Raw genomic sequence first — 21669 nt, forward strand, 5'->3', positions numbered from 1 at the left:
CTATCCGTTTTGGCTCTCAGGCCCTGGCAGCTTGCCCGATTGCTTTTCGATTTTCTTGTCCTCGGCTTTCACCCGGCGCTCCAGCTTTTTGATGTCTTCTTCTGGTGGCAGCTGCTCTGGTGCAATGCCGCGCTGGCCCAGCATGGCACGCACGCTTTGGTTGTTTTGCACATGCTCTTGGGTGATGGAGCGCTCGCCCAGCAGGTTGGCCTGCTGCACGTTGTGGTTGGTCATTTCGGTGGCCAAGTTCTTGGCCGCAATGGTCAACGTGGGCAAAAAGTCGGCCAACGGGCGCGTCTGCACGATGCCGTATTTGTCTTTCATCATCTGCGTGGTGTGGCCACCAAACAGGGCTGCATCGCCCCTGGCCCGAATGCGGCCAAACCCAGCATCGTCCACACCGCGTTCGTAGATGTTTTGCGACAGCGCCTTTTCCGATTCGCGCAGGCGGTCGCGTGCATCGAGCCTGGCTTGCAAACGCATACGGTCTTCAATCAGCTCTTGCTTGCGCGTTTGCACGGCAAAGTAACTTTGGGCAAAGGCAATGGCCTGCTTGCGCGGATCGCCGTTTTGGGCGATCAGGTAACAGGCATAGCGGGTGAGCATGAAGTCTTCGACAGCACGCTGGGCACCACTGCCCAAAGTGACCATTTTCGTGACGCCACGAAAATGGTCTGATTCGTTATAACCCGTTGATTTACAAGACTCTATAGCCCGATGAATGGCCGTAGTGAAGTTCTCCCAGCGGGCGTAACCCAGGGGCTCCATCAGGTCGCGGGCAAACCAGAACTCGATGCCCTCATCAGGCAGGCGCTGGCTGAGTTCGTTAAAGCGTGCGGTAAGTTGGGGAACGATGGTGTCGGTCATATGCAGTCTTTTTGAGGCTTCACCAAATCCAGCATGGCCTCAATCATCCACGGTGGAGTGAAGACTTCGCTGTGGTCTGCTACGCGTTGCTTCGATTTCACAAGATTCATGGTTTGAAACAAATAACTTATTAAAAAAAGAAGCATCTAGCGCTTGGACAGCAAGGGATAGATGCCAAAAACATCAAAAAAATAGTTTTTTCATTGCGCCTTTCTGGGATCGAGCGCATCGCGCAGGGCATCGCCCATGAAGGTCAGCAGCAGCAGCGTGAGCACCAGCACGCCAAAGGTGGAGAGCGAAATCCACCAGGCATCGACGTTGTTCTTGCCCTGGGCCAGCAGCTCGCCCAGGCTGGGGGTGCCGGGGGGCACGCCCAGGCCGAGGAAGTCCAGCGAGGTCAGCGCCAAAATGGCGGCGCTCATGCGAAACGGTAAAAACGTGACCACGGGTGTGAGGCTGTTGGGCAGGATGTGGCGCCAGATGATGGCGCCGTTGGACACGCCCAGCGCGCGTGCGGCTTTGACGTAATCGAGCTGGCGGTTGCGTAAAAACTCGGCGCGCACGTAGTCCGACAGGCCCATCCAGCCAAACAGCGACAGCAGCACCAGCAGCAAGCCAATGCTGGGCGAGAGCACCGCACTAAAAATAATGAGCAAATACAGCTCGGGCATGGAGCCCCAAATTTCAATAAAGCGCTGGAAGGCCAAGTCGGTCTTGCCACCAAAAAAACCCTGCACCGCCCCGGCCAGCACCCCCAGCACCACGCCAACGGCCGTCAGCGCCAGGGCAAACCAGGCACTGACACGAAAGCCGTAGAGCAGCTGCGCCAGCATGTCGCGCCCGCGCTCGTCGGTGCCCAGCCAATTGGCGCGGGACGGCGGCGCGGGGTTGGGCTGGGTGGCAAAGTAGTTGATGGTGTCCGCGCCGTAGCGGTTGGGGGCAAACAGCGCCCAATTGCCGTTTTGCTGCAGTTGCTGCTGGATAAACGGGTCAAGGTAATCGGTGGGCGTTTCAAAATCACCGCCAAAGGTGGTTTCTGGGTAGTCCTGCCACAGCGGGGTGTAGAGCTGGCCTTGGTAGCGCACCAACAGCGGGCGGTCATTGCTGATCAGTTCTGCGCCCAGACTGAGCAGCACCAGGGCCAGAAAGAGCCACAAACTCCAGCGCCCCAGCCGATTGTCAGCAAAGCGCCGCCAGGCACGGCGGGCAGGAGAAACTCCTATTTCAGTAGCTGCTAGCGCTTGTGGGGTAAGCGTTTCAGTCGAATTTGACACGAGGATCCACCCAGACGTAACACAGGTCAGAAATCAGCTTGGTCACCAGCCCAATCAAGGTGAACAGGTACAGCGTGCCCAGCACCACCGGGTAGTCGCGGCGGATAACACTTTCATAGCTGAGCAGGCCCAGGCCATCGAGAGAAAACAGCGTTTCAATCAGCAATGATCCGGTAAAAAAAGCGCCGATAAAGGCCGCCGGAAAGCCGGTGACGATGGGCAGCAGCGCATTGCGAAACACGTGGCGGTAGAGCACTTGGCGCTCGCTCAAGCCCTTGGCCCGGGCGGTGAGCACGTACTGCTTGCGGATTTCTTCCAAAAAAGCGTTTTTGGTCAGCATGGCGGTGACGGCAAAGCTGCCTGCCACCATGGCCAGCACGGGCAAGGTGATGTGCCACAGGTAATCCACCACCTTGCCCATGAGCGATAAATCGGCCCAGTGGCTGGAGGTGAGCCCGCGCAGCGGGAACCACTGCAACTGCCCGCCAAAAATCACCAGCAGCGCCAGCCCCAAAACAAACCCCGGAATGGCATAGCCCACCAAAATCACCAGCGTGGTGAGCAGATCAAAGCGCGAACCAGCCCGCACGGCCTTGGCAATGCCCAGGGGCACCGCCACCAGGTAGCTGATAAAAAAGGTCCACAACCCCAGGCTGGCCGAGACGGGTAGCTTTTCTTGGATGAGCTGCCAGACATCTTTGTTCTGAAAAAAGCTGCGCCCCAAGTCAAAGCGGGCAAACTGCCCCAGCATCTGCACAAAACGCTCGTGCGCCGGTTTGTCAAAGCCGTACAGGGCTTTGATTTCGGCCAAGCGCTGGGCATCCACGCCCTGGGCCCCACGGTAGGCCAGCCCCCCACCTTCCCCACCACCACCGCCCGCGCCGGCCTTGGCCTCGGCCAGGTACTGCTCAACCGGGCCGCCGGGGACAAATTGAATCACCACAAAGGTCAGCAGCAGCACCCCCAGCAACGTGGGCAGCATCAGCACAATGCGTTTGAGTATGTAGGCCAGCATGGTGGGGGATTATGGCGGAGGCGCATGCACACCAAGGCAGTGCCGCGCCTAGGAAAACCGGGCCAGCAAGGCGAATCAGGCCAAGCTTGGTATGCTTGGCCCCCACCGCATGCATGCTATGAACTCCGCCCCCACCATGAACCCTTTGCCAGCCCCATCCGCAACCCCAGGCCCTGACCTGGCGCAGCTGCTACAAACCGCTGTCGAGCAGGCATTCAATGCGGTGGTCATCACCAGTGCGGGCAGCGATGGTGCGGGCCCACTCATCACTTATTGCAACTCCGCGTTTTGCCGCATGACGGGCTATGCCCTCCCCGAGCTGCTGGGCCGTTCACCACGCATGCTGCAAGGCCCTAAAACCGACCCTCAGGTGCTGCAGCGGCTGCGCGAATGCTTGCAGCAAGGGCGGTTTTTTCAGGGCTCTACGGTGAATTACCGCAAGGACGGCAGCAGCTACTTGGTGGAGTGGAACATTTCCCCCGTGCGCGATGCCCAGGGCTAGGTGCAAGCCTATGTGTCAGTGCAACAGGACATCACGGCACGGGTGCGCGCTGAGCAGCGCCAGGCCTTGCTGGCACGCGCGCTGAACGCCACGCAAGATGCCGTGCTGATCGCCGATGAGCAGGCGCAGATTTTGTTCGTCAACCAGGCTTTTGAAGACCTGACGGGCTACCGCAGCGACGAGGTACTGGGACGTACGCCCAAATTTTTGCAATCGGGCGAACACCCCCCCGCTTTCTACAGCCAACTGCGCGATGCCTTGGCACGCGGTGACAGCTGCCAGACCACTTTTGCCAATCGGCGCAAAGACGGCAGCATCTACCACGCGGCGCAGACCATTACCCCGCTCAGGGACGAGGCCGGAGCCACCCAGCACTACGTCAGTGTGACCAAAGACGTGACTGAGCTGATAGCGCGCACCCAAGAGCTGCGCGAGCAGGCCCACCACGATGCGCTGACCGGCTTGCTCAACCGCCGCGCTGGCGAGCAGCAGCTAGAGCGCTGCCAGCGGACGGCACAAATCGAGTGCCAAAGTTATGCCTTGATCCTGGCCGATATCGACAACTTCAAGTCCATCAATGACCGCTTTGGCCACGATGAGGGCGACCGGGTGCTGCAGCGCTGCGCCACGCTGCTCAGCCGCAAGGTGCGCAGCGGCGATGCGCTGATCCGCTGGGGGGGCGAAGAGTTTTTGATTGTGCTGCCCGGTTGCAGATTAGAGGCCGCCCAAGAACTGGCCGAGCGCATCCGTGCCGCCATGGCGCAGGAGCAGGATGCCGTGGTGGGCAGCATCACGCTATCTTTGGGCGTAGGCGCATGGCAGCCGGGCGAATGCAGCTCCACGCTGCTGCGGCGCACCGACCAGGCGCTGTACCGCGCCAAAACCAGCGGCCGCAACCAAGTCGCCGTCGCGCCGTAGCGCTGGCGCCAGCGCGTGCGGCTTCAGTCCTCAGGCCAGTGGATGGCGGGCAGCTGCTCAAACGCGGGCTTGGCAAACAAATAGCCCTGAAAGTAGTGAATGCCCAGGGCGCGTAGCGTGCGGTATTCGGCCAGCGTTTCCACGCCTTCGGCAATCACTTCGATCGACAGCGCCTTGCACACGCCCAAAATGCCCTGCACGATGGCGTGGCGCACCGGGTTGGTGTCAATGTGGCGCACCAGCTCCATGTCGAGCTTGATGATGTCGGGTTGAAATTCTGCCAACAGGTTCAGGCCCGAGTAGCCCGCGCCAAAGTCGTCAATCGCGGTTTTGAAGCCGCGGCGCCGGTACTCTTGCAAGATGCGCTTGAGGTGGTCTTTGTCCACCACACGCTCGTTTTCGGTGATTTCAAAAATCAAGCGGTCGGTGGGGAATTGGTGCTGCTGCGCGGCTTCCAGCGTGGTGCGAATGCAGGCGGCAGGTTCGTACACCGCATTGGGCAAAAAGTTGATGCTGACGTGGCAGCCCATGCCCAGCTGGGCGGCCAGGCGCACGGCTTTGACGCGGCAAGCCTGGTCAAATTGGTAACGGTTGTCGTCGTTCACCTAGCCCAGGATGTGGGCCGCGCCACTGCCATCCAAGCCCCGCACCAGCGCTTCGTAGGCAAACACCTCGCGGCTGCGCACATCAATGATGGGCTGAAACGCCATGCTGAACTCGAGCGTCAGCGGCGGCCGATCCTGGCAAGCTTTGCAAGGCGCAAGAGAAGAAATGCGATGTGTAACCATTCGCGCATCGTACCGCAGGGCTACCCCGCCCAAGGCCTTGGAGGGCAGCGTGAACACCCCCCCATGGAGTAGGTGAACATTCACCAGGCTGGCAGTACGGGCCCGCCCTTGGCAAGTGCCTGCTGGTAAGCCGGGCGGGCCTGTATGCGCTGCAGGTAGGCGTGCAAATGCGGCCAGGTGCTGGCCGCAGCACCACGCGCCAGCGCGGCCTCGACGGCAAAGCTCATTTGAAAGTCGGCCAGGCTCAGGTGCTCGCCCGCAAACCAGCGGTGCTGTGCGAAGTGGTTTTCCATGAAGGCCAGCGCGGCCTGTACGTTGGGCTGGATCAGCTTTTCTTGCACGCCAGCGCACAAAGCCCGCGCCACGGGGCGCACGAAAAATGGCATGGGCTGGCGTGGGATGGAGTCAAACACCAGCTGCATCACCAGCCAGTTCATCAGCGAGCCTTCGGCGTAGTGCATCCAGAAACGGCACTGGCGATGCGCGGGCGTGCCGCGTGCGGGCTCCAGGTGCGCCAGCTGGGCAGGCGCCTGCGCACCGTAGCACTCGGCCAGGTATTCCAAAATGGCACCCGACTCGGCTACGACCAGCTCGCCATCGGTCAACACCGGCGACTTGCCCAGCGGATGGATTTTTTTCAACTCTGGCGGGGCCAGACGGGTGGCCGGATCGCGCTGATAGCGGCGCAGCTCGTAAGGCACGCCCAGCTCTTCTAGGAGCCACAAAATACGATGCGAGCGCGAAGTCTCAAGGTGGTGCAGGGTCAGCATGGTGGCGAAGGTGGCAAAGGGGTGGAGCCGGCCTGGCGCAGCCAGCGCATCAAGCGCCCGAGCACGGGCAGCTTTTCGTAGAGTTCTTCGGCGGTGTCCCAATAGTCGCGGTGCAGCGTCACGCGGCCTTGGGCATCGAAATGTACCAGCGTGCCGCCGTGGATGCACTGCGGCACCTGCGCACGCCAGCGCTTCATGCGAAAGTGAAACTCCCACTGCAAAAAGGCCTGCTGCCCCTGCGCCACGTGCTGGGTGACGACAAAGCGCGGCTGCTCCAGGCTTTCAAACATGTGGGCAAAGATGGCGCGGATGGCGGGCACGCCCTGCACATCGTTGAACGGGTCTTTGAAGCGTGCATCGGGGGCGTAGTAGTCGTCCAGCTGCGCCAGCCGGGCGGGGGTGAGCTGCTCGTAGAGCTGGGCCAGCCGGGCGGCAGCGGCTTGGGCATCGGGCACACCGGGCAGATGGGGCGAATCGGGCAAGTGCGTCATGCGTTACAGCCCCGTCATGCGGTGCACCAAAGGGAAGTACCAGCGGTACGGCAGCACGCGCAGCAGCTTGAGCCACAGGGTGAAGCGGCGCGGAAAGTGCAGCTCAAAATCACCCCGCTCCCAGCCGCGCAGCATGGCCTGGGCCGCCTGCTCCGGGGTGAGCAAGGCGGGCATGGTGAAGTCGTTTTGCCGCGTCAGCGGGGTATCGACAAAGCCAGGGTTCACCACGCTCACCCCCACCCCTTGCGGGCGCAAGTCCAAAAACAAGGTTTCGGCCAAGTTAATGAGCGCTGCCTTGGTCGGGCCATAGGCCAGGCTCTGCGGCAGACCGCGCCAACCCGCCACACTGGCCACCAGGCTCAGGTGCGGCGCGCGCCCGGCCTGGGCCGAGGCCAGCAGGCCCGGCACCACAGCGGCCAGCAGGTGCAGCGCTCCGGTCAGGTTCACTTGCTGGTGGCGCAGCAGCTCGGGCAGGGCCAGCGTGTCGGCGCGCATGGGGCTGTAGTGGCCCGCGCAGTAGCACACCAAATCCAGCGGCGCCTGCGCCTGCAGGTGATGGGCAGCGCGCTGCACTGCCTGGGCGTCGGTCACGTCCAGCACCAGGGCCTGGCTACCGGGGTGCTGCTGCACAAACGCATCCAGCAGCGCCTGCTGGCGTGCCGAGACGATCACCTGCGCGCCCTGGGCGTGCAATTGCGCGGCCACGGCGCGGCCAATGCCGCTGGAGGCACCCACCAGCCACACACGCTTGCCGCGCCAGTTGGGGATAGCAGGGTTCAGAGGCATGGCGCCACTCCTTACTGTTTGGTGAACGAGAGCAACACCTCGCCCAGGGTGACGCCAAATTTGCTCATGGTGGCGCGGTTGAGCAGCACCCGGTCATCAACCAAGAACATCCAATCGTCAAACTGCACCTCGTACTCCTTGCCATCCACCGGCAGGCGCAGGGTGTAGTTCCAGCGAAAGGCGTTGCCCGAGGTCTGGCCCTGGGCCTCGCCCACCACATCGTCGGCCCGCCCGGTGTAGCGGCCATCGGCATGCTTGGTCAGGCGCCAGATGCGCCGCTCGGTGCTGCCGTCGGAATAGGTAAACGCCTCGTCAAGCACGCCCTGGTTGCCCTCCCAATGGCAATCCATCACCACGGTAAAGCGGCGGGCCACTGCGCCATTGCGCTTTTGGAAAACGCCATGGGCCAGGACGCGGCCAGTGAAATAGCGATCCAGCTCCAGCAGCGGGCGCTCCTGGGCGTAGTCGGTCACTTGGGGGCTGGCACAGCCGGTGAGCACGGCCGTACCGGCAAGCAAGGTGAATAAAGCGCGGCGGCGGGTTTTCATGGGGCAACTCCTGGGTCAGGCAACAGCGGAAAGGGGCGAATCAACAAGCGGTAGAGCAACGCTGCGGCCAGCAGCTTGAGGGCGCAAGGCAGCAGCGCATAGGCCCAAGCCAGGCGCTGCAGCCCCTGGGCATCGAGGGTGCCGGGGCTGTAGCCCCCCCACTGCAACAGCGGCAGCGCAGCCCCAGCGGCGCACCACGCGCAACCAGCCCGGCATAGAGAGCGCCCCGCTGACAAAGTACAGCACCAGAAACAGCGCAATCTGCTCTTGCGTGGCCTGCAGACGGTCCTGGGCAAAAAACAACATCAACGCGGCCGGAATGGCGCTGGCAATGCCGTTGCAGACAAACACCGCCAGCAAACGGCGAAACGCCATTTCGCGCAGCGGCTGCCAAATGGCCGACCAGGGCAAGCGGGCTGGCACACCCTGCGCCAGCGCAGCCACCGGGCGCGGTGCCCACCACAGGGCCAGCCACCCCATCCACAACGCCAGGGCAAACACCCACAACATGGGCTGCGCACCCCAGGCCACCGACAGCGCACTGGCCATGACCACGCCGATCAGCCCCGGCCCTTCGCGCCAAGCCACCACATGGCTGCGCTGCACGGCATCGCCACCCAGGCGCACACCCCAGGCCTGGTGGGCAATGACCAACTGGCTGTGCGCCAAACAGGTCAGCAGCAGGCCCGCCACCATCCAGGCGGCCAGCGCCTGCGGCCCCTGCACCGCAGGAAAGAACAGCCCGGCCAAGCCCAGCAGCTGCACCAAGGCCGAGCCACCCGCCACCCACAGCACCATGCGCAGCGGCCCCTGGTACAGGTGGTCGCTCCAGCGGCCAAGCAAAGGTTCTGCCGCAGCGTCGAGCAGGCGCACCAGCATCAACAGCGCCCCCACGCTGGCCAGCGGCAAGCCCAAGGTGGTGGCGTAGTGGTGCGGCAACACCACATACAGCGGCAAGGCCACAAAGGCCAACGGCAACCCCAGCAAGCCATAGGCCGGGCCCGACCACCAGCGTGGCAACGGCCCAGTGTGTGCAGATGCAGAGGTAGCCAAGAACGTCATGGCGCTGTCGCTCCCGGGCTGCGGGCCAGCAAGGCACTGCGCAGGGCTGGCTCGGACGTTTGCGGTGCCAGCCAAATGCCAAAAAACAGGCGGGCCAGTTCAGCGTCGTCAATCATGGCCAGCTCCTGGTTGCCACGCCACAAGCGCATCCCCTGGCCCGGCTGGTACAGGCCCGTGAGCCGGTCGCCCGGCTGCACATCGGGGAGCACCTCTGCCAGACGCTGCTGCCAACGCTGTGCTTGGGTGGGTGGCACGCTGGCCTGGCGCTGCATTTCTTCGACCGAGCGCTGGGCAATCGCCGCACCGGTGAAAGCCCGGTGGTAGGTCAGCTCCAGCGCCAGCGGGTGCGCGCCAAAGCGGCTGGCCTCAAACCCGGGGCTGACCCACAGCCACGCGTCATAAATGCGCAAACCGAAAAAGCGCATCTGCCCCTCGCCCGCCAGCGTGGCACCGGCCAGCGACTGGTCCAGCCACTGCGGCGCGGCACCGCCCTCCTGCGCGGCCACGGGGTGCAGCAACGCCAGGGCCAGCGCCCCGCTGGCGGCGACGGCACGCAGCCAGGGTTTTAAGCATAAAAATGGGCTGAACGGCATATACAGCAAGCGCAAGCAGCTATTAATTAAATACTACCCACTCAAGCCCCAGGCAAGCGCGGTGCGGCACTTGCAGCACGCCCGGGCACACCTGGGCGGCGCTGGGTGCTGGCATAAGCGTTGCTGCTGGCCTCGGTCGCTTCCAACCCCAAGCGGAACACGCTCACAGTTTCGGCCAGTTGCGCGGCCTGCTGCTTGAGCGTCTGTGCCGCGGCGGCACTTTGCTCCACCAGGGCCGCGTTTTGCTGGGTAGAGCGGTCCAGGTGCGCCACGGCCTCGCCCACCTGGGCAATGCCGTCGGTTTGCTCGGCCGTGGCAGTGCTGATTTCAGCAATCAAACTGGCCACGCGCTGGGCCTGCTCAACGATGTCGGTCATGGTGGCCCCGGCATCCTCCACCAGGCGTGCGCCCTGCTCCACTTTGGCTACGCTGCCGTCAATCAGGCCCTTGATTTCCCGGGCCGCATCGGCACTGCGCCCAGCCAGGGCGCGCACTTCACCGGCCACCACGGCAAAGCCACGGCCTTGTTCGCCGGCACGTGCCGCTTCCACGGCCGCGTTGAGCGCCAGGATGTTGGTTTGGAAAGCAATCGAGTCGATCACGCCAATGATGTCGGCCATTTTGTGGCTGCTGGCCGTAATTTCCCCCATGGTGCTGACCACCTGGGCCACCACGGCACCGCCTTTGTGCGCGGCTTCGCTGGCCAGGGTCGCCACCTGGGTGGCTTGGCGGGCCGAATCGGCGTTGTGCTTGACCGAGGCGGTCATTTGCTCCATCGACGAGGCCGCGTTTTGCAAATTGGCCGCCTGCTCTTCGATGCGTTGCAGCAAACCGACGTTGCCCCCGGCAATTTCTTCCGAGCCCACGGTGACGGCGTTCGATGCCTGGCGCACTTGCCCCACCACGCTCGCCAAGCTGGCTTGCATGGCCCCTAGCGAGGCCAGCACGCTGCCCGGCTCGGCCTGGGCAGTACCGGGCACCGGTTGCAAATCGCCCTGGGCCACTTGGCTGGCCACTTCGGCCAGGGCCACGGGCTCGGCGCCCAACTGGCGCACGATGCTGCGCGCCACAGTCCAGGCCACGGCAGCGCTGAGCACCAGCGCCAGTGCCAGGGCGGTGAACATCACACTCAAAAAGCTATCCGCTTCTTGCATAGCACTATGGTTGGCCTCTTGAATGCGTGCTTCTTTGAAGTCGATGAGCTTGTTGATGGCTGCCAGCCACTGCACGTACTGCGGCTTGGCCTGCTGCCACAGCGTCTGAGCGGCTTGCGCGTCACCGGCCTGCACCTGCGCAATGATGGCCTGCGTGCTGGCCACGGCCTGGGCTTCAGCGCTGCGAATACCGGCATACAGCGGCGCCAGCTCAGGCGGCGCACCCACTCGGTTGATCAGTTTTTCCAGCGGTGTGGCCGACTGGGCGTAAAAATCGGCCAGCGCCGCGATGGTGGCAATTTCTTTGTCGCGCTCGGCAGGCGTGGGGCTGAGCACCACATCGCGCACGGCAATCGAGCGGTCGTGGGCCGAACCACGGAAGTTGATGGCGTAGCGCTGCACCTGCACGTGGATGTTGTTGTTGTCGCGCAGTGCTTGGTCAATGCGGCTGACTTTGACCACAGCCACCCCCGTGACCACGATCAGCAGCGCCAAAATCAAACCAAACCCGGCATACAGGCGGGCTGCGACGGTCATACGAGAAAAAAGCATGGAGAACTCCTAGGGAGAAAAGTTGGGCGAAAGCAGACTGAAAAGTACTCAAATCTATAGCAATGTGCCGCTGGATGCTGGGCGCTCTCCATCTTTGATCAAGGTGTACTGCACCACGTCAATACTGCGTGCATCAAACCCTGCTTCGCAATAGGCCAAATAGAACTCCCAGGTGCGCTGAAAGCGCGCATCAAAACCCTGGGCCTGCACCTTGCTGCGCTGCTGGATGAAACGCTGGTGCCAGCGGCGCAGGGTTTCGGCGTAGTCGCGGCCAAAGGCAAACTCCTCCACCACGCGCAAGCCCGCCGCTTGGGCAGCCGCACGAAAACGTGCCGGGCTGGGCAGGCAGCCGCCCGGGAAGATGTACTGCTGGATGAAGTCGCTGCCCTGCACGTAGCGCTCGAACAGCGCGTCATCAATCACGATGCTCTGGATGCACGCGCGCCCGCCTGGTTTCAGCAAACGCGCCACGGTGCCAAAGTAGCTGGGCCAGTAGGCCTGGCCCACGGCTTCGACCATTTCAATCGAGCAAATGGCGTCGAACGGCGCGTCTTGAATGTCGCGGTAGTCCTGCAGGCGCAAATCCACCTGCGGCGCCACACCCGCAGCCTGCATACGCTGCTGGCCCCAGGCCAGCTGTTCGGTGGACAGCGTCACGCCCGTCACCTGGGCCTGAAACTCACCGGCTGCCATTTCCGCCAGGGCGCCCCAGCCACAACCAATTTCCAGCACGCGCTGGCCAGGCTGCACAGCGGCGCTGTGCAAAGCGCGGCGCACTTTGGCGTGCTGGGCCTGGGTCAGGTCCCCCTGCAAATCGCCCTGGAACCAGGCGCTGGAGTAATTCATGCTCGGATCGAGCCAGAGCCGGTAGAAATCGTTGCCCAGGTCGTAGTGGGCGTGGATGTTGCGGCGGCTGCCCGCGCGGGTGTTGCGGTTGAGCAGATGGCGCAGGCGGTAAGCCAGCCGCCCCCACCAGCCGCCATACACCAGCGATTCGAGCGCGTGGCGGTTTTCCATCAGCAGGCGCAGCAGGTCGGCCAGGTGGGGCGTGCTCCAGTCTTGGGCAATGTAGCCTTCGGCCAGGCCAATGTCGCCCGAGCGCAGCACCGCAGCAAACACCTGCCAGTTGTGCAAACACATGCTGGCGTGCGGGTGCTGGCCACTGCCCAACTGCAACACCTGGCCATCGGGCAGCTCCAGGTGCAGCGTGCCGTGCTGCAGGCGCTGCAGCAGGCGCAGGCCCTGGCGTGCCGCAGCGGGCATGTTGGCAGGCAGCGAAAGCGCAGACGGTGAGGCAGTGGTGGTGTTCATGGTCAGAGGCTCGGCGTGGAGGGCGTGGAGGGCGTGGAGGGCGTAGCAGAGGTGGAAGGGGCAGAAGCTCGGGTCACGGGCTGGGCGGGCGGCGCGGGTTTGCGGTGGAAGGGGGCGCGCTTGGCCCACAGCAGCAGCGCGTGCCAGTGGATGCGAGCGATCACGCCCAGCGTGAGCAGCGGGTAATGCCACAGTGCGCGGCGGCGGCTGGCGGCGTCCAGCGGCTGCAAGCGCCCAGCCACGCCGGTGAGTACTAGCGGGCCTTGGGCATCGTCAAAGTCGATGCGCACCCGTGTGGAGTGCAGGCCCTGGGCACCGCCACGCTTGAACTCAAAGCGGTAGTCGCCCTCCACCGGGCAAAACGGCGATACATGGAACACCTTGCGCGCGCGCAGCTCCTGGCCGTACTGCGGTGCATCGAGCAAGTAGGCATGGCGCTCGCCAAAGGTGTTGTTCACCTCGGCCACGATGGCGCGCAGGCTGCCATCGGCGCGGTGGCAGTACCAAAAACTCACGGGCTTAAAGCTGTAGCCCAGCACGCGTGGGTAGCAATGCAGCCAGATTTCTCCATCCACACCGTCGATGCCCTCGCTGTGCAGCAACGCTTCCAGCCAGGCCAGGGCACCGCCTTGCTCGGGGCTGCGGCCATCGCCGTGGTCGGCATCGCGAAAGGCCAGCGCACCGGGCCGGTTCAGCGCCAGCACGCCTGCCGCTTCGGGTTGCGCGCGCAGCGTGCGCATGGGCAGCAGCAGAAAAAATGTTGGCACGATGAAACGGTGGCGGCGTGGGCGCAGCCGGGTGTGCCACACATGGCCAAAGCCAATGTGGGGCTGGTGGGCGGCCAGCGCAGGGGCAGGGGCGGTCATGCAGCCTCCCGGCGCTGCAGCTGCTGCAGCAACAAATCGGCGGCGCGGTAGCCCGACTGCAGGCCATCTTCATGAAAGCCATAGCCCGTCCAGGCACCGCAGTACCAGGTGCGCTGTGTGCCTTGCAGTTGGGGCACCTGGTCTTGCGCCGCAATGGCGGGCAGGTCGAACACGGGGTGGTCGTAGTCGAACTCGGCCAGCACTTTGTCACGCGCCATCGGGCGTGCTGGGTTGAGCGACACCAGCACCGGCTGCGCAAACGGCAAGGGCTGCAGGCGGTTGAGCCAGTAGTGCAGGCACACACGCGCCGATTCCTGCTGGCTGCTGGCAGCACGCTCGTAGTTCCAGGCCGCCCAGGCGCTGCGTCGGTTCGGCATCACGCTATCGTCGGTATGCAGCACGGCACGGTTGGGCTGGTAGCGGATGGCGCCCAGCACCTGGCTTTCTTGTGCCGTCGGTTGGGCCAGCAGACGCAGCGCCTGATCGCTGTGCACGGCCAGCACCACAGCGTCAAAGCGCTCGCTGTGGCCATCGGTATGCACCTGCACGCCAGCGGCATCGCGCACGATGCGCTGCACCGGCACGCCCAAACGCGCATCCAAACCGCGCAGCAGCTTGTCCACGTACTGGCGCGCACCACCGGCCACGGTGAACCATTGCGGCCGGTTGCTCACTTGGATGAGGCCATGGTTGTGGCAAAAACGGATCATGGTGGCCACCGGAAAGCGCAGCATTTGGTCGGTCGGGCAGCTCCAGATGCAGCCCAGCATGGGCAGGAAATACCAATCGCGAAAGGCCGTGCCAAAGCCGTGCTGCGCCAAAAAATTGCCCAGTGGCTGGGCCAGCGCCGCCTCTTCACCCGATTCGGCCAGGGTGGTACACAGTTGGTTAAAGCGCAGCAGCTCGCGCAACATGCCCCAAAAGCGCGGGCGCAGCAGGTTGCGCCGCTGGGCAAATACCGTGGCCAAGTTGGAACCGCTCCACTCCAGCGCCTGGGCCCCCAGCGCACCTGCGCCGGGCACCTGCACAGAAAACGACATGTCCGAATGGGCGCTGGGCACCTGCAGCTCATCGAGCAAAGCGATCAGGCCGGGATACGTGCGCTCGTTGAACACCAAAAAGCCCGTGTCCACACCATGGGTGACCGGCTGCCCCTGCGCATTGGGCAGCGTCACATCCACCGTGTGCGTGTGGCCACCAAAGTAGTTGCCGTCTTCAAACACGCTGACCCGTGCCTGTTGGCGCAACCGGTGGGCGGCGGCCAAACCCGAAATTCCCGAACCAATGACAGCAATTTTCATAGCGACTCGCAATCTGCAAACACCCGCCAGGGGCGCTGTGTGGGGCTGATAAGATGGCTACTGTACTAGACAAAAATAATTTTGTCCTAGACAATTTTAAAAAATCACAATTTTGTCCATGACACTCCCTGCACGGCTTCCCTTCCTCTTCTGTCCGCTTTACCCAAAGGCCACTGCATGAACACCCCTGCCTTCACCTCGACCGAAGCTGGTCTGCCCATTGCGGCTGTCGAACGAGAGACTGGATTGGCCAAAGACACTCTGCGTGTCTGGGAGAAGCGCTATGGTTTTCCGCAACCCCTGCGCGATGCCAGTGGCAACCGCATCTACCCTGCAGAGCAGGTGCAGCGGCTGCAATTGGTGCGCCGTCTGCTCGATGCTGGCCTGCGCCCCAGCAAGGTCGTGGGGCTGGATGCGGCAGCACTGACCCAGCTTTTGTCCCAACACAGCCAGGCCAGCAGCGCAAATTTGTCTAAGACAAACAGCACCACCCTGCCATCCCATCCCGCCGAGCTGTCGGCCCTGCTGGACACGATTGCCGCCCACGACCCCCAGGGGCTGCGCCATGCCCTGCACCACGCACAAATGCGCATGGGCCTGGGGCCGTTCATCACCGAACTGGTGGCCCCGCTCACGGTGGCCGTGGGCGAGGCGTGGGTGCAGGGGCGGTTTGAAATTTTTGAAGAACACCTGTACACCGAGGTCATAACCGGCGTGCTGCGCCAGGCGATTGCCTCGCTCGCTCCGCTGCATGGTTCGCCCCCGGCCTTGGGGCCCAAAGTGCTGCTCACCACCTTGCCGCAAGAGCTGCATGGCCTGGGCCTACTGATGGTGGAGGCGATGCTGGTGCTGGAGGGCTGCACTTGTGTGTCCCTGGGCACCCAAACGCCTTTGCTGGACGTGGTGCAGGCCGCCCAAGCGCACCGGGTGGATGTGGTGCTGCTGAGTTTTTCCGCCGCGCAAAACGGCCCCGTGGTGCTGGCCAACCTGCGCGAGCTGCGCGCGCAGCTGCCCTCCCGGATTGCGCTGTGGGTGGGCGGCTCCTGCCCCGCGCTGTACCACAAGCCGCTGGAAGGCATCACCGCCACGCTGCCACTGTCGGCGCTCAAGCCCCTGGTCCTGCAGTGGCGCAGTACCCATTCTTCCCTTTGACCCAGGAGACCACCATGGCCACTGCGCACCCCCCTGCCCCCTTTGCCCTCGCCCCTCTGGCCCCGCCGCGCAAGCAAACGCGGCCCTGGCTGGCGTGGTGCCCCAGGCGGCCCCTGCTGGCGTTGGCCCTGGCCCTGGTGGCGGGCTGTGGCAGCACCACGCCGCCCGCAGGGGTGACGGCGGTCACGCCGTTTTCGCTGGAGCGCTACCAGGGTCGTTGGTACGAGATTGCGCGGCTGGACCACGCGTTCGAACGTGGCATGAGCGATGTATCCGCCTTCTACACACCCCAGGCCGATGGCAGCGTGCGCGTGGTCAATCGTGGCTTTCACACCAAACAAAATCGCTGGAGTGAAGCCGTGGGCAAAGCCCTGTTCACGGGCGCGCCCACCACCGGCTCGCTCAAGGTGTCGTTTTTTGGTCCGTTTTATGGCGGTTACCACGTGGCTGCACTCGACCCCGATTACCGCTGGGCCTTGGTGCTGGGGCCTGATACCAGCTACGCCTGGATTTTGGCGCGCGACAAGACCCTCCCCCCCAACACCCAAGCCGCCATCGTGCAACGTGCCCAGGCCCTGGGCGTAAACACCGAGGCCTTCATCTGGGTAACGCACACGCGCACCGATCCTGCGGATGCCCGCTAACCCCTCTGCCATGACCACAACCATGACAACAACCGTGACCCACTCCCTTCCCCCAGCGGGCCTGCCGATTGCCATCGTGGGCGCAGGCCTGGCCGGGCTGACGTGTGCGCAGTTTCTGGCCCAGGCGGGCCACCGCGTGCACGTGTTTGACAAAAGCCGTGGCCCTTCGGGGCGCATGAGCACGCGCCGCAGCAGCGATGCCAGCACCGAGTGGCAGTGCGACCACGGCGCCCAGTACTTCACCGCGCGGGATACGCACTTTCGCGCCCAGGTGGCCGAGTGGGAGCACGCCGGCGCAGCCGCGCTGTGGCAAGGCCGCATCGGCACGCACGATGGCCAACGCTTTGTGCTGCACGACAGCGCCTTGCAGCGCTTTGTCGGCACCCCGCGCATGACCTCGCCCGCCGCGCACCTGGTGCGCCACATGGAGCAGCTGCCCCAGCCCGTGCGCTTTCAGTGGCAAACCACCGTGCAACCGCTGCAAGCCCCGACCGGTGCTGGCTGGCAGCTGCACAGCCCCGAGCATGGCCCCGAAGCGCAGCGCTACCAAGCCGTGCTGCTGGCCGTGCCTGCGCCCCAGGCTGCGCCCCTGCTGGAGGCGGTCACCCCCGAGGCCGCCACCCTGGCACGCAGCGCCCCCATGCGTGCCTGCTGGTCGGTCATGGTGCGCTGCCCGCAGCCGGTGCCCCTGCCCGTGGATGGCTGCTTTGTCGAGCACAGCCCCCTGCGCTGGATCGCACGCGACAGCAGCAAACCCGGGCGCAGCGGCCCCGAAACCTGGCTGCTGCACGCCAGCCACGCCTGGAGCGAGGCGCACGTACACGACGAGGCCGCCGCCGTCACCGCCGCCCTGCTGCAGGCGTTTGCCCAGCTGGGCGGCCCCGATCCGGCCAGCGTGCAGGCCACCGCCCACCGCTGGCTGTATGCCGACACCGCACCGCCGCTGCATGTGGATGGCTGGTGGCAGCCAGAGACCGGGCTGGGCCTGTGCGGCGACTGGCTGCACAACGGCACCGTAGAAGGCGCCTGGCTCAGTGGCCGCCATCTGGCCCAGCGCGTACACACCACGCTGGCAACGCGCACGGCATAAATCACGCCCCAGGACACAGGACGCCCCCCATGCACCGCAAACCCTACCTGCCCGAAAAGCCCTGCCAGTGCTGCGGCCGCCCCTTCACCTGGCGCAAAAAATGGGCCAAGGTGTGGGACGAGGTGAAGTACTGCTCCGAGCGCTGCCGCCGCCAGCGCAGTGCCACCCCCACGGCTGGCAGTGCCGGAGCCCAGCCATGAGCACGGTGCTGTTCTGGTTTCGCAACGACCTGCGCCTGCACGACCAGAGCGCACTGCACGCCGCCTGCCAGCTGGGCGCGCAGCACCTGTTGCCCGTGGTCTGCCTGCCCGATGTGCAAGCCACCACCGCCTGGGGCTTTGCCCGCATCGGCCCGCACCGCCGTGCCTGGCTGGCAAACACCATCCAAAACCTACTAAAAGGCTTACTGGATAAGCGCATACAGCTATTGATTTTGAATCAACCCGCCACCAGCGCCCTGCCTGCCCTAGCGCGCGCCGTCGGTGCCAGCACCATCGTCTGTGAAGACATTGCCGCCCCCGAGGAGCAGGCCGAGGTCGCCGCCCTGCGCGCCGCGGGCCTGCAGGTGCGCACCGTGTGGCACAGCAGCCTGCTGCACCCGCAGCACCTGCCCTGGCCGGTGCAGCGTCTGCCTGCGGTGTTCACGCCGTTTCGCCAGCAGATTGAACAGGTAGGGCTGCAACCCGCCGCGCCGCTGCCACCACCTGCCGCGTTACCCCCAGCGCCACCGGGTGTGCCCAACGCATGGCTGGACGATTCAGCACAGACCCTGGCAGCGTTGGCAGGAACGCCACCCGCCGCCGATGCACGCAGCGCCTTCCCCTATCTGCAAGGCGCTCTGCACGGCGGCGAAGCAGCCGCGCTGGCCCACCTGCAGCAGTATCTGGCGCGCGGACTGCCCCACAGCTACAAGCGCACGCGCAACGATCTGCTGGGGCTGGACTACTCCAGCAAATGGTCGCCCTGGCTGACCACGGGGGCGCTCTCGCCGCGCCAGGCCATGGCCCAGCTGCGGCAGTTTGAAGCCGAGCACGGTGCCAGCGATGGCAGCTACTGGCTGTGGTTTGAGCTGCTGTGGCGCGACTATTTCCGTTTTTTGCACCTGCAGCACGGCCCTGCGCTGTACCGGGCGCGCGGCCTGGGCCCAGCGCGGGCCACGCCGCACGATGACCAGCGCTTTGCCGCCTGGTGCGCCGGGCGCACTGGCCAGCCCCTGGTAGATGCCGCCATGCGCGAGCTGGCCGCCACCGGCTACCTCAGCAACCGCCTGCGCCAGGTGGCCGCCAGCTATTTGATCCACGACCTGGCCTGCGACTGGCGCGCTGGTGCCGCGTGGTTTGAGGCGCAGTTGCTCGACTACGACGTGTACAGCAACCAGGGCAACTGGCTGTACATCGCAGGCCGGGGCACCGACCCGCGCGGCGGCCGCCGCTTTGACCCCATCCAGCAGGCCGCCACCTACGACCCCGACGGGGCCTACCAACGCCTGTGGAGCCGCCCATGAACCCCACCACAACCCCGGCGCAGCTGCCACCCACCCTGCCCTCGCTGGCCACGGCTTACCGCGCCCTGGTCGTGGGTGCCACGGGGGCCATCGGCGCTGCCCTGGTGGCGCAACTGCAGGCCGACCCGCGCTGCGCGGCAGTCTGCGCCCTGAGCCGCCACAGCAACCCCGCCATCGACTTTGCTGCGCCCGACAGCATTGCCGCAGCCGCCCAGGCCCTGCGCCCGCTCGGCCCCTGGCACCTGATCGTGGTGGCCACCGGCATGCTCACCGGCCCCACCGGCGGCCCGGAAAAACGCCTGGCCGAGCTGAATGCCACGCATATGGCGGCCAGCTTCGCCACCAACACCATCGGCCCGGCCCTGGTGCTGGCGCACTTCGCACCGCTATTGGCCAAAGGCGAGCGCAGCCTGCTGGCGGTGCTGTCGGCCAAGGTGGGCAGCATCGGCGACAACCGCCTGGGCGGCTGGTACAGCTACCGCGCCTCCAAGGCCGCGCTGAACATGCTGCTCAAAACTGCGTCGATCGAAGTGGCCCGCACCCACCCGCAGGCCGTGCTGGCAGCCCTGCACCCGGGCACGGTGGATTCGGCCCTGTCGGCACCGTTTCGCGGCGCAGAAATTGGCCGACCTCCTACCGAGGCTGCGCGCGACCTGCTGGCCGTGCTGGACACACTGCAACCCGCAGACAGCGGCGGCTTCTGGGCCTACGATGGCCAGCGTCTGCCCTGGTAATTTTTTTGCCCCCCCCTTTCCCCACCTTTTTCCCACCGCACCAAGGAGAACCCCATGCGCATCCTGCTTACCGGCGGCACCGGCCTGATTGGCCAGGCCCTGTGCCAGCACTGGCAACGCCAAGGCCACGAGCTGTGGGTCTGGAGCCGCGACCCGCGCAAAGTGCAGCGCCTGTGCAGCGGCGCGCGCAGCGTGCAGCGGCTGGAAGAACTCAGCGCTGCCCAGCCCTTTAATGCCGTGGTGAACCTGGCCGGCGCACCCATTGCCGACCGGCCCTGGTCGGCAGCGCGCCGCGAACTGCTGTGGCGCAGCCGTGTGGAGCTGACGCGCCAGTTGGTGGACTGGATGGGCCAGCAGCCCACCGCACCGCGCGTGCTGCTGTCGGCCTCGGCCATCGGCTGGTATGGCGACCAGGGCGATACGCCGCTCACCGAAGCCAGCCCCCCTGGCGGCAAAGACTTTGGCAGCACCCTGTGCATGGCCTGGGAGCAAGAGGCCGAACGCGCCAGCACCCACGGCGTGCGCGTGGTACGGCTGCGCATTGCCCCCGTGCTGGCCCCTAAGGGCGGCATGCTGGCCCGCTTGGTGCCCCCGTTCAAACTGGGCCTGGGCGGGCGCCTGGGCAGCGGCCAGCAGTGGATGCCGTGGATTCATCTGGACGATCTGGTGGCCCTGTTCGACCACCTGCTGCAGCGCGACGACGCCCAGGGCGCCTTCAACGCCTGCGCCCCTGAGGTGGTGCGCAACAGCGACTTCACCCGCACGCTGGGCAAAGTGCTGCGCCGCCCCACCCTGCTGCCCGCACCGGCCTGGGCGCTGCGCCTGGCGCTGGGCGAGATGTCGGTGCTGCTGCTCGGCGGCCAGCACCTGCAGCCCCAGCGCACCCAGGCCAGCGGCTTTGACTGGCGCTACCCGCGCCTGGAGCCCGCGCTGACGGCGCTGCTGCGCTAGGCCACGGCCTTGGGTGTTGGGTGCTGGGAAGCCCTCAAGGCGCAGGCCTAAGAACGTGTTCACGATCTCCTCATGGGTGTGCGGGCGCGGCTTCGGGCGGTCTGCGTCGTTGCAAATCCTCGCAATAGCCAAGCTATTGCTGTGGTTTGCGCCTCGCAACCCATCCCGAACCGCATCCCCCACACCTTCATTCGAGACCATGAACACGTTCTTACGCGCTGAACTGTTGCCACAGGGCCAGTGCGTCGTGCAGCGCCCAGGGCGCAAAGCGCAGGATGAGCAGGTACAGCGTGCCCGTCCCGAAGGCGAAGAACAGCATGCGCTCAAACCAGCTGCCGGAGCGAAAGGTCAGCGGCAGGGAAAAGCGCTTCTTGAACGGCCACAACCACGGCACGCCGCCGTGGGTGGCGAAGTCGCCCAGCAGGTGGCTGAGGTAGCCCACCGCCACGCCCACACCGACCCAGTGCCAATGCCCGTGGTGGATCGCGTTCCACTGTGTCAGGGCTTGTTGCAGTGCCCAGACTACGCCCACCACAGCCAGCAGGCTGTGGGTGATGCCCCGGTGCCCAAAGATGGCCGACAGGGGCAGCGATAGCAAAGGCAGGCGCCGCCCCAGCCAGCTTTTAGGGTGATCGATGTCGGGCAGCAGGGCACCAATCAGGGCCCCCAGTAGCAACCAAACGGTGGGCACTGGCGGCACCTGCAGCCAGGCGACGGCCCCGGCCCCGGAAAACAAGCCGGCGGCCAAGTGGGTGGGCACCATCATGCGGCGGGTGGGCGCAAGCGCATGGGGAGG

General features: G+C 65.0%; 23 protein-coding genes and 1 pseudogene. 9 read left to right on the top strand and 15 right to left on the bottom strand.

Annotated features, from left to right (window positions below; translation table 11 throughout):
* The 3 genes from dinD to ACFO24_RS12545 form a co-directional block, all read right to left on the bottom strand.
* Positions 1-867 carry a DNA damage-inducible protein D gene (dinD, locus tag ACFO24_RS12535; protein ID WP_377738640.1) on the bottom strand — a complete coding sequence of 289 codons (867 nt, stop codon included), beginning with the start codon at positions 865-867 and terminating at the stop codon, positions 1-3.
* A 200-nt stretch (positions 868-1067) separates the two neighbouring features.
* Positions 1068-2141 carry an ABC transporter permease gene (locus ACFO24_RS12540; RefSeq protein ID WP_377738641.1) on the bottom strand — a complete coding sequence of 358 codons (1074 nt, stop codon included), beginning with the start codon at positions 2139-2141 and terminating at the stop codon, positions 1068-1070.
* Positions 2125-3156, bottom strand: coding sequence for a microcin C ABC transporter permease YejB (locus ACFO24_RS12545; RefSeq protein ID WP_377738642.1), 1032 nt, complete (start codon positions 3154-3156; stop codon positions 2125-2127). Before ACFO24_RS12545 ends, ACFO24_RS12540 begins: the two co-directional genes overlap by 17 nt.
* A 136-nt stretch (positions 3157-3292) precedes the next feature.
* Between ACFO24_RS12545 and ACFO24_RS12550 the strand changes: the two genes are divergently transcribed.
* Together ACFO24_RS12550 and ACFO24_RS12555 are read left to right on the top strand one after the other, a co-directional pair.
* Positions 3293-3658, top strand: coding sequence for a PAS domain-containing protein (locus ACFO24_RS12550; RefSeq protein ID WP_377738643.1), 366 nt, complete (start codon positions 3293-3295; stop codon positions 3656-3658).
* A gap of 12 nt (positions 3659-3670) precedes the next feature.
* Positions 3671-4576, top strand: a complete 906-nt coding sequence (locus ACFO24_RS12555; RefSeq protein ID WP_377738644.1) for a sensor domain-containing diguanylate cyclase — start codon at positions 3671-3673, stop codon at positions 4574-4576.
* A gap of 23 nt (positions 4577-4599) precedes the next feature.
* Here the strand turns inward: ACFO24_RS12555 and ACFO24_RS12560 are convergent, their stop codons facing one another.
* From ACFO24_RS12560 to ACFO24_RS12610, 11 genes and pseudogenes are all read right to left on the bottom strand, one after another.
* Positions 4600-5181 carry an EAL domain-containing protein gene (locus tag ACFO24_RS12560; protein ID WP_377738645.1) on the bottom strand — a complete coding sequence of 194 codons (582 nt, stop codon included), beginning with the start codon at positions 5179-5181 and terminating at the stop codon, positions 4600-4602.
* A gap of 263 nt (positions 5182-5444) precedes the next feature.
* The gene (locus ACFO24_RS12565; RefSeq protein ID WP_377738646.1) at positions 5445-6134 is read right to left on the bottom strand and encodes a glutathione S-transferase family protein; all 690 of its coding nucleotides are present in this window, start codon (positions 6132-6134) and stop codon (positions 5445-5447) included.
* On the bottom strand, positions 6128-6625 hold the full coding sequence (locus ACFO24_RS12570; RefSeq protein ID WP_377738647.1) for a nuclear transport factor 2 family protein: 498 nt from the start codon (positions 6623-6625) through the stop codon (positions 6128-6130). Before ACFO24_RS12570 ends, ACFO24_RS12565 begins: the two co-directional genes overlap by 7 nt.
* Before the next feature lie 3 nt (positions 6626-6628).
* Entirely contained in the window at positions 6629-7411 is a 783-nt protein-coding gene (locus ACFO24_RS12575) for an SDR family NAD(P)-dependent oxidoreductase (RefSeq protein ID WP_377738648.1), read from the bottom strand.
* 11 nt (positions 7412-7422) lie between these two features.
* The gene (locus ACFO24_RS12580) at positions 7423-7959 is read right to left on the bottom strand and encodes a DUF3833 domain-containing protein (RefSeq protein ID WP_377738649.1); all 537 of its coding nucleotides are present in this window, start codon (positions 7957-7959) and stop codon (positions 7423-7425) included.
* Positions 7956-9021, bottom strand: a pseudogene (locus ACFO24_RS12585) (MFS transporter). The gene ACFO24_RS12580 and the pseudogene ACFO24_RS12585 overlap by 4 nt, the downstream one beginning before the upstream one ends.
* Positions 9018-9614 carry a chalcone isomerase family protein gene (locus tag ACFO24_RS12590; RefSeq protein ID WP_377738650.1) on the bottom strand — a complete coding sequence of 199 codons (597 nt, stop codon included), beginning with the start codon at positions 9612-9614 and terminating at the stop codon, positions 9018-9020. Before ACFO24_RS12590 ends, ACFO24_RS12585 begins: the two are co-directional and overlap by 4 nt.
* A gap of 41 nt (positions 9615-9655) precedes the next feature.
* On the bottom strand, positions 9656-11320 hold the full coding sequence (locus tag ACFO24_RS12595) for a methyl-accepting chemotaxis protein (RefSeq protein ID WP_377738651.1): 1665 nt from the start codon (positions 11318-11320) through the stop codon (positions 9656-9658).
* Between the two features lie 54 nt (positions 11321-11374).
* Positions 11375-12631: a class I SAM-dependent methyltransferase gene (locus ACFO24_RS12600; RefSeq protein ID WP_377738653.1), complete on the bottom strand. Its 1257-nt coding sequence runs from the start codon at positions 12629-12631 to the stop codon at positions 11375-11377.
* Positions 12632-12633: 2 nt separating this feature from the next.
* Positions 12634-13497, bottom strand: coding sequence for a DUF1365 domain-containing protein (locus tag ACFO24_RS12605; protein WP_377738655.1), 864 nt, complete (start codon positions 13495-13497; stop codon positions 12634-12636).
* The gene (locus ACFO24_RS12610) at positions 13494-14798 is read right to left on the bottom strand and encodes an NAD(P)/FAD-dependent oxidoreductase (RefSeq protein WP_377738656.1); all 1305 of its coding nucleotides are present in this window, start codon (positions 14796-14798) and stop codon (positions 13494-13496) included. Before ACFO24_RS12610 ends, ACFO24_RS12605 begins: the two co-directional genes overlap by 4 nt.
* A gap of 177 nt (positions 14799-14975) precedes the next feature.
* Here ACFO24_RS12610 and ACFO24_RS12615 point away from each other — a divergent pair, with 177 nt between their 5' ends.
* From ACFO24_RS12615 to ACFO24_RS12645, 7 genes are read left to right on the top strand one after another with little or no spacing between them, the layout of a single operon-like run.
* Positions 14976-15950 (top strand): MerR family transcriptional regulator, encoded by a 975-nt coding sequence (locus ACFO24_RS12615; protein WP_377738657.1) that lies wholly within the window; start codon positions 14976-14978, stop codon positions 15948-15950.
* A 14-nt stretch (positions 15951-15964) separates the two neighbouring features.
* On the top strand, positions 15965-16594 hold the full coding sequence (locus ACFO24_RS12620; RefSeq protein WP_377738658.1) for a lipocalin family protein: 630 nt from the start codon (positions 15965-15967) through the stop codon (positions 16592-16594).
* Between the two features lie 10 nt (positions 16595-16604).
* Entirely contained in the window at positions 16605-17684 is a 1080-nt protein-coding gene (locus ACFO24_RS12625) for an NAD(P)/FAD-dependent oxidoreductase (RefSeq protein ID WP_377738659.1), read from the top strand.
* A gap of 29 nt (positions 17685-17713) precedes the next feature.
* Positions 17714-17884, top strand: coding sequence for a DUF2256 domain-containing protein (locus tag ACFO24_RS12630; protein WP_377738660.1), 171 nt, complete (start codon positions 17714-17716; stop codon positions 17882-17884).
* The gene (locus ACFO24_RS12635; RefSeq protein ID WP_377738662.1) at positions 17881-19188 is read left to right on the top strand and encodes a DASH family cryptochrome; all 1308 of its coding nucleotides are present in this window, start codon (positions 17881-17883) and stop codon (positions 19186-19188) included. The genes ACFO24_RS12630 and ACFO24_RS12635 overlap by 4 nt, the downstream gene beginning before the upstream one ends.
* On the top strand, positions 19185-19922 hold the full coding sequence (locus ACFO24_RS12640) for an SDR family NAD(P)-dependent oxidoreductase (RefSeq protein WP_377738663.1): 738 nt from the start codon (positions 19185-19187) through the stop codon (positions 19920-19922). Before ACFO24_RS12635 ends, ACFO24_RS12640 begins: the two co-directional genes overlap by 4 nt.
* Positions 19923-19976: 54 nt before the next feature.
* Positions 19977-20873 (top strand): TIGR01777 family oxidoreductase, encoded by an 897-nt coding sequence (locus ACFO24_RS12645; protein ID WP_377738664.1) that lies wholly within the window; start codon positions 19977-19979, stop codon positions 20871-20873.
* A gap of 211 nt (positions 20874-21084) precedes the next feature.
* Here the strand turns inward: ACFO24_RS12645 and ACFO24_RS12650 are convergent, their stop codons facing one another.
* Complete coding sequence (locus ACFO24_RS12650) at positions 21085-21639, bottom strand: metal-dependent hydrolase (protein WP_377738665.1); 555 nt, start codon at positions 21637-21639, stop codon at positions 21085-21087.
* Between the last annotated feature and the right edge of the window lie 30 nt (positions 21640-21669).

Origin of the sequence: Comamonas denitrificans (genome assembly GCF_042654745.1) — a bacterium.
Taxonomy (GTDB): Bacteria; Pseudomonadota; Gammaproteobacteria; order Burkholderiales; family Burkholderiaceae_C; genus Comamonas; species Comamonas denitrificans.

Coding starts and splice junctions, on each gene's coding strand:
- dinD (WP_377738640.1), bottom strand. CDS start 867: ATGACCGACACCATCGTTCCCCAACTTACCGCACGCTTTAACGAACTC.
- ACFO24_RS12545 (WP_377738642.1), bottom strand. CDS start 3,156: ATGCTGGCCTACATACTCAAACGCATTGTGCTGATGCTGCCCACGTTG.
- ACFO24_RS12550 (WP_377738643.1), top strand. CDS start 3,293: ATGAACCCTTTGCCAGCCCCATCCGCAACCCCAGGCCCTGACCTGGCG.
- ACFO24_RS12565 (WP_377738646.1), bottom strand. CDS start 6,134: ATGCTGACCCTGCACCACCTTGAGACTTCGCGCTCGCATCGTATTTTG.
- ACFO24_RS12570 (WP_377738647.1), bottom strand. CDS start 6,625: ATGACGCACTTGCCCGATTCGCCCCATCTGCCCGGTGTGCCCGATGCC.
- ACFO24_RS12575 (WP_377738648.1), bottom strand. CDS start 7,411: ATGCCTCTGAACCCTGCTATCCCCAACTGGCGCGGCAAGCGTGTGTGG.
- ACFO24_RS12580 (WP_377738649.1), bottom strand. CDS start 7,959: ATGAAAACCCGCCGCCGCGCTTTATTCACCTTGCTTGCCGGTACGGCC.
- ACFO24_RS12590 (WP_377738650.1), bottom strand. CDS start 9,614: ATGCCGTTCAGCCCATTTTTATGCTTAAAACCCTGGCTGCGTGCCGTC.
- ACFO24_RS12595 (WP_377738651.1), bottom strand. CDS start 11,320: ATGCTTTTTTCTCGTATGACCGTCGCAGCCCGCCTGTATGCCGGGTTT.
- ACFO24_RS12600 (WP_377738653.1), bottom strand. CDS start 12,631: ATGAACACCACCACTGCCTCACCGTCTGCGCTTTCGCTGCCTGCCAAC.
- ACFO24_RS12605 (WP_377738655.1), bottom strand. CDS start 13,497: ATGACCGCCCCTGCCCCTGCGCTGGCCGCCCACCAGCCCCACATTGGC.
- ACFO24_RS12610 (WP_377738656.1), bottom strand. CDS start 14,798: ATGAAAATTGCTGTCATTGGTTCGGGAATTTCGGGTTTGGCCGCCGCC.
- ACFO24_RS12615 (WP_377738657.1), top strand. CDS start 14,976: ATGAACACCCCTGCCTTCACCTCGACCGAAGCTGGTCTGCCCATTGCG.
- ACFO24_RS12620 (WP_377738658.1), top strand. CDS start 15,965: ATGGCCACTGCGCACCCCCCTGCCCCCTTTGCCCTCGCCCCTCTGGCC.
- ACFO24_RS12625 (WP_377738659.1), top strand. CDS start 16,605: ATGACCACAACCATGACAACAACCGTGACCCACTCCCTTCCCCCAGCG.
- ACFO24_RS12630 (WP_377738660.1), top strand. CDS start 17,714: ATGCACCGCAAACCCTACCTGCCCGAAAAGCCCTGCCAGTGCTGCGGC.
- ACFO24_RS12635 (WP_377738662.1), top strand. CDS start 17,881: ATGAGCACGGTGCTGTTCTGGTTTCGCAACGACCTGCGCCTGCACGAC.
- ACFO24_RS12640 (WP_377738663.1), top strand. CDS start 19,185: ATGAACCCCACCACAACCCCGGCGCAGCTGCCACCCACCCTGCCCTCG.
- ACFO24_RS12645 (WP_377738664.1), top strand. CDS start 19,977: ATGCGCATCCTGCTTACCGGCGGCACCGGCCTGATTGGCCAGGCCCTG.
- ACFO24_RS12650 (WP_377738665.1), bottom strand. CDS start 21,639: ATGATGGTGCCCACCCACTTGGCCGCCGGCTTGTTTTCCGGGGCCGGG.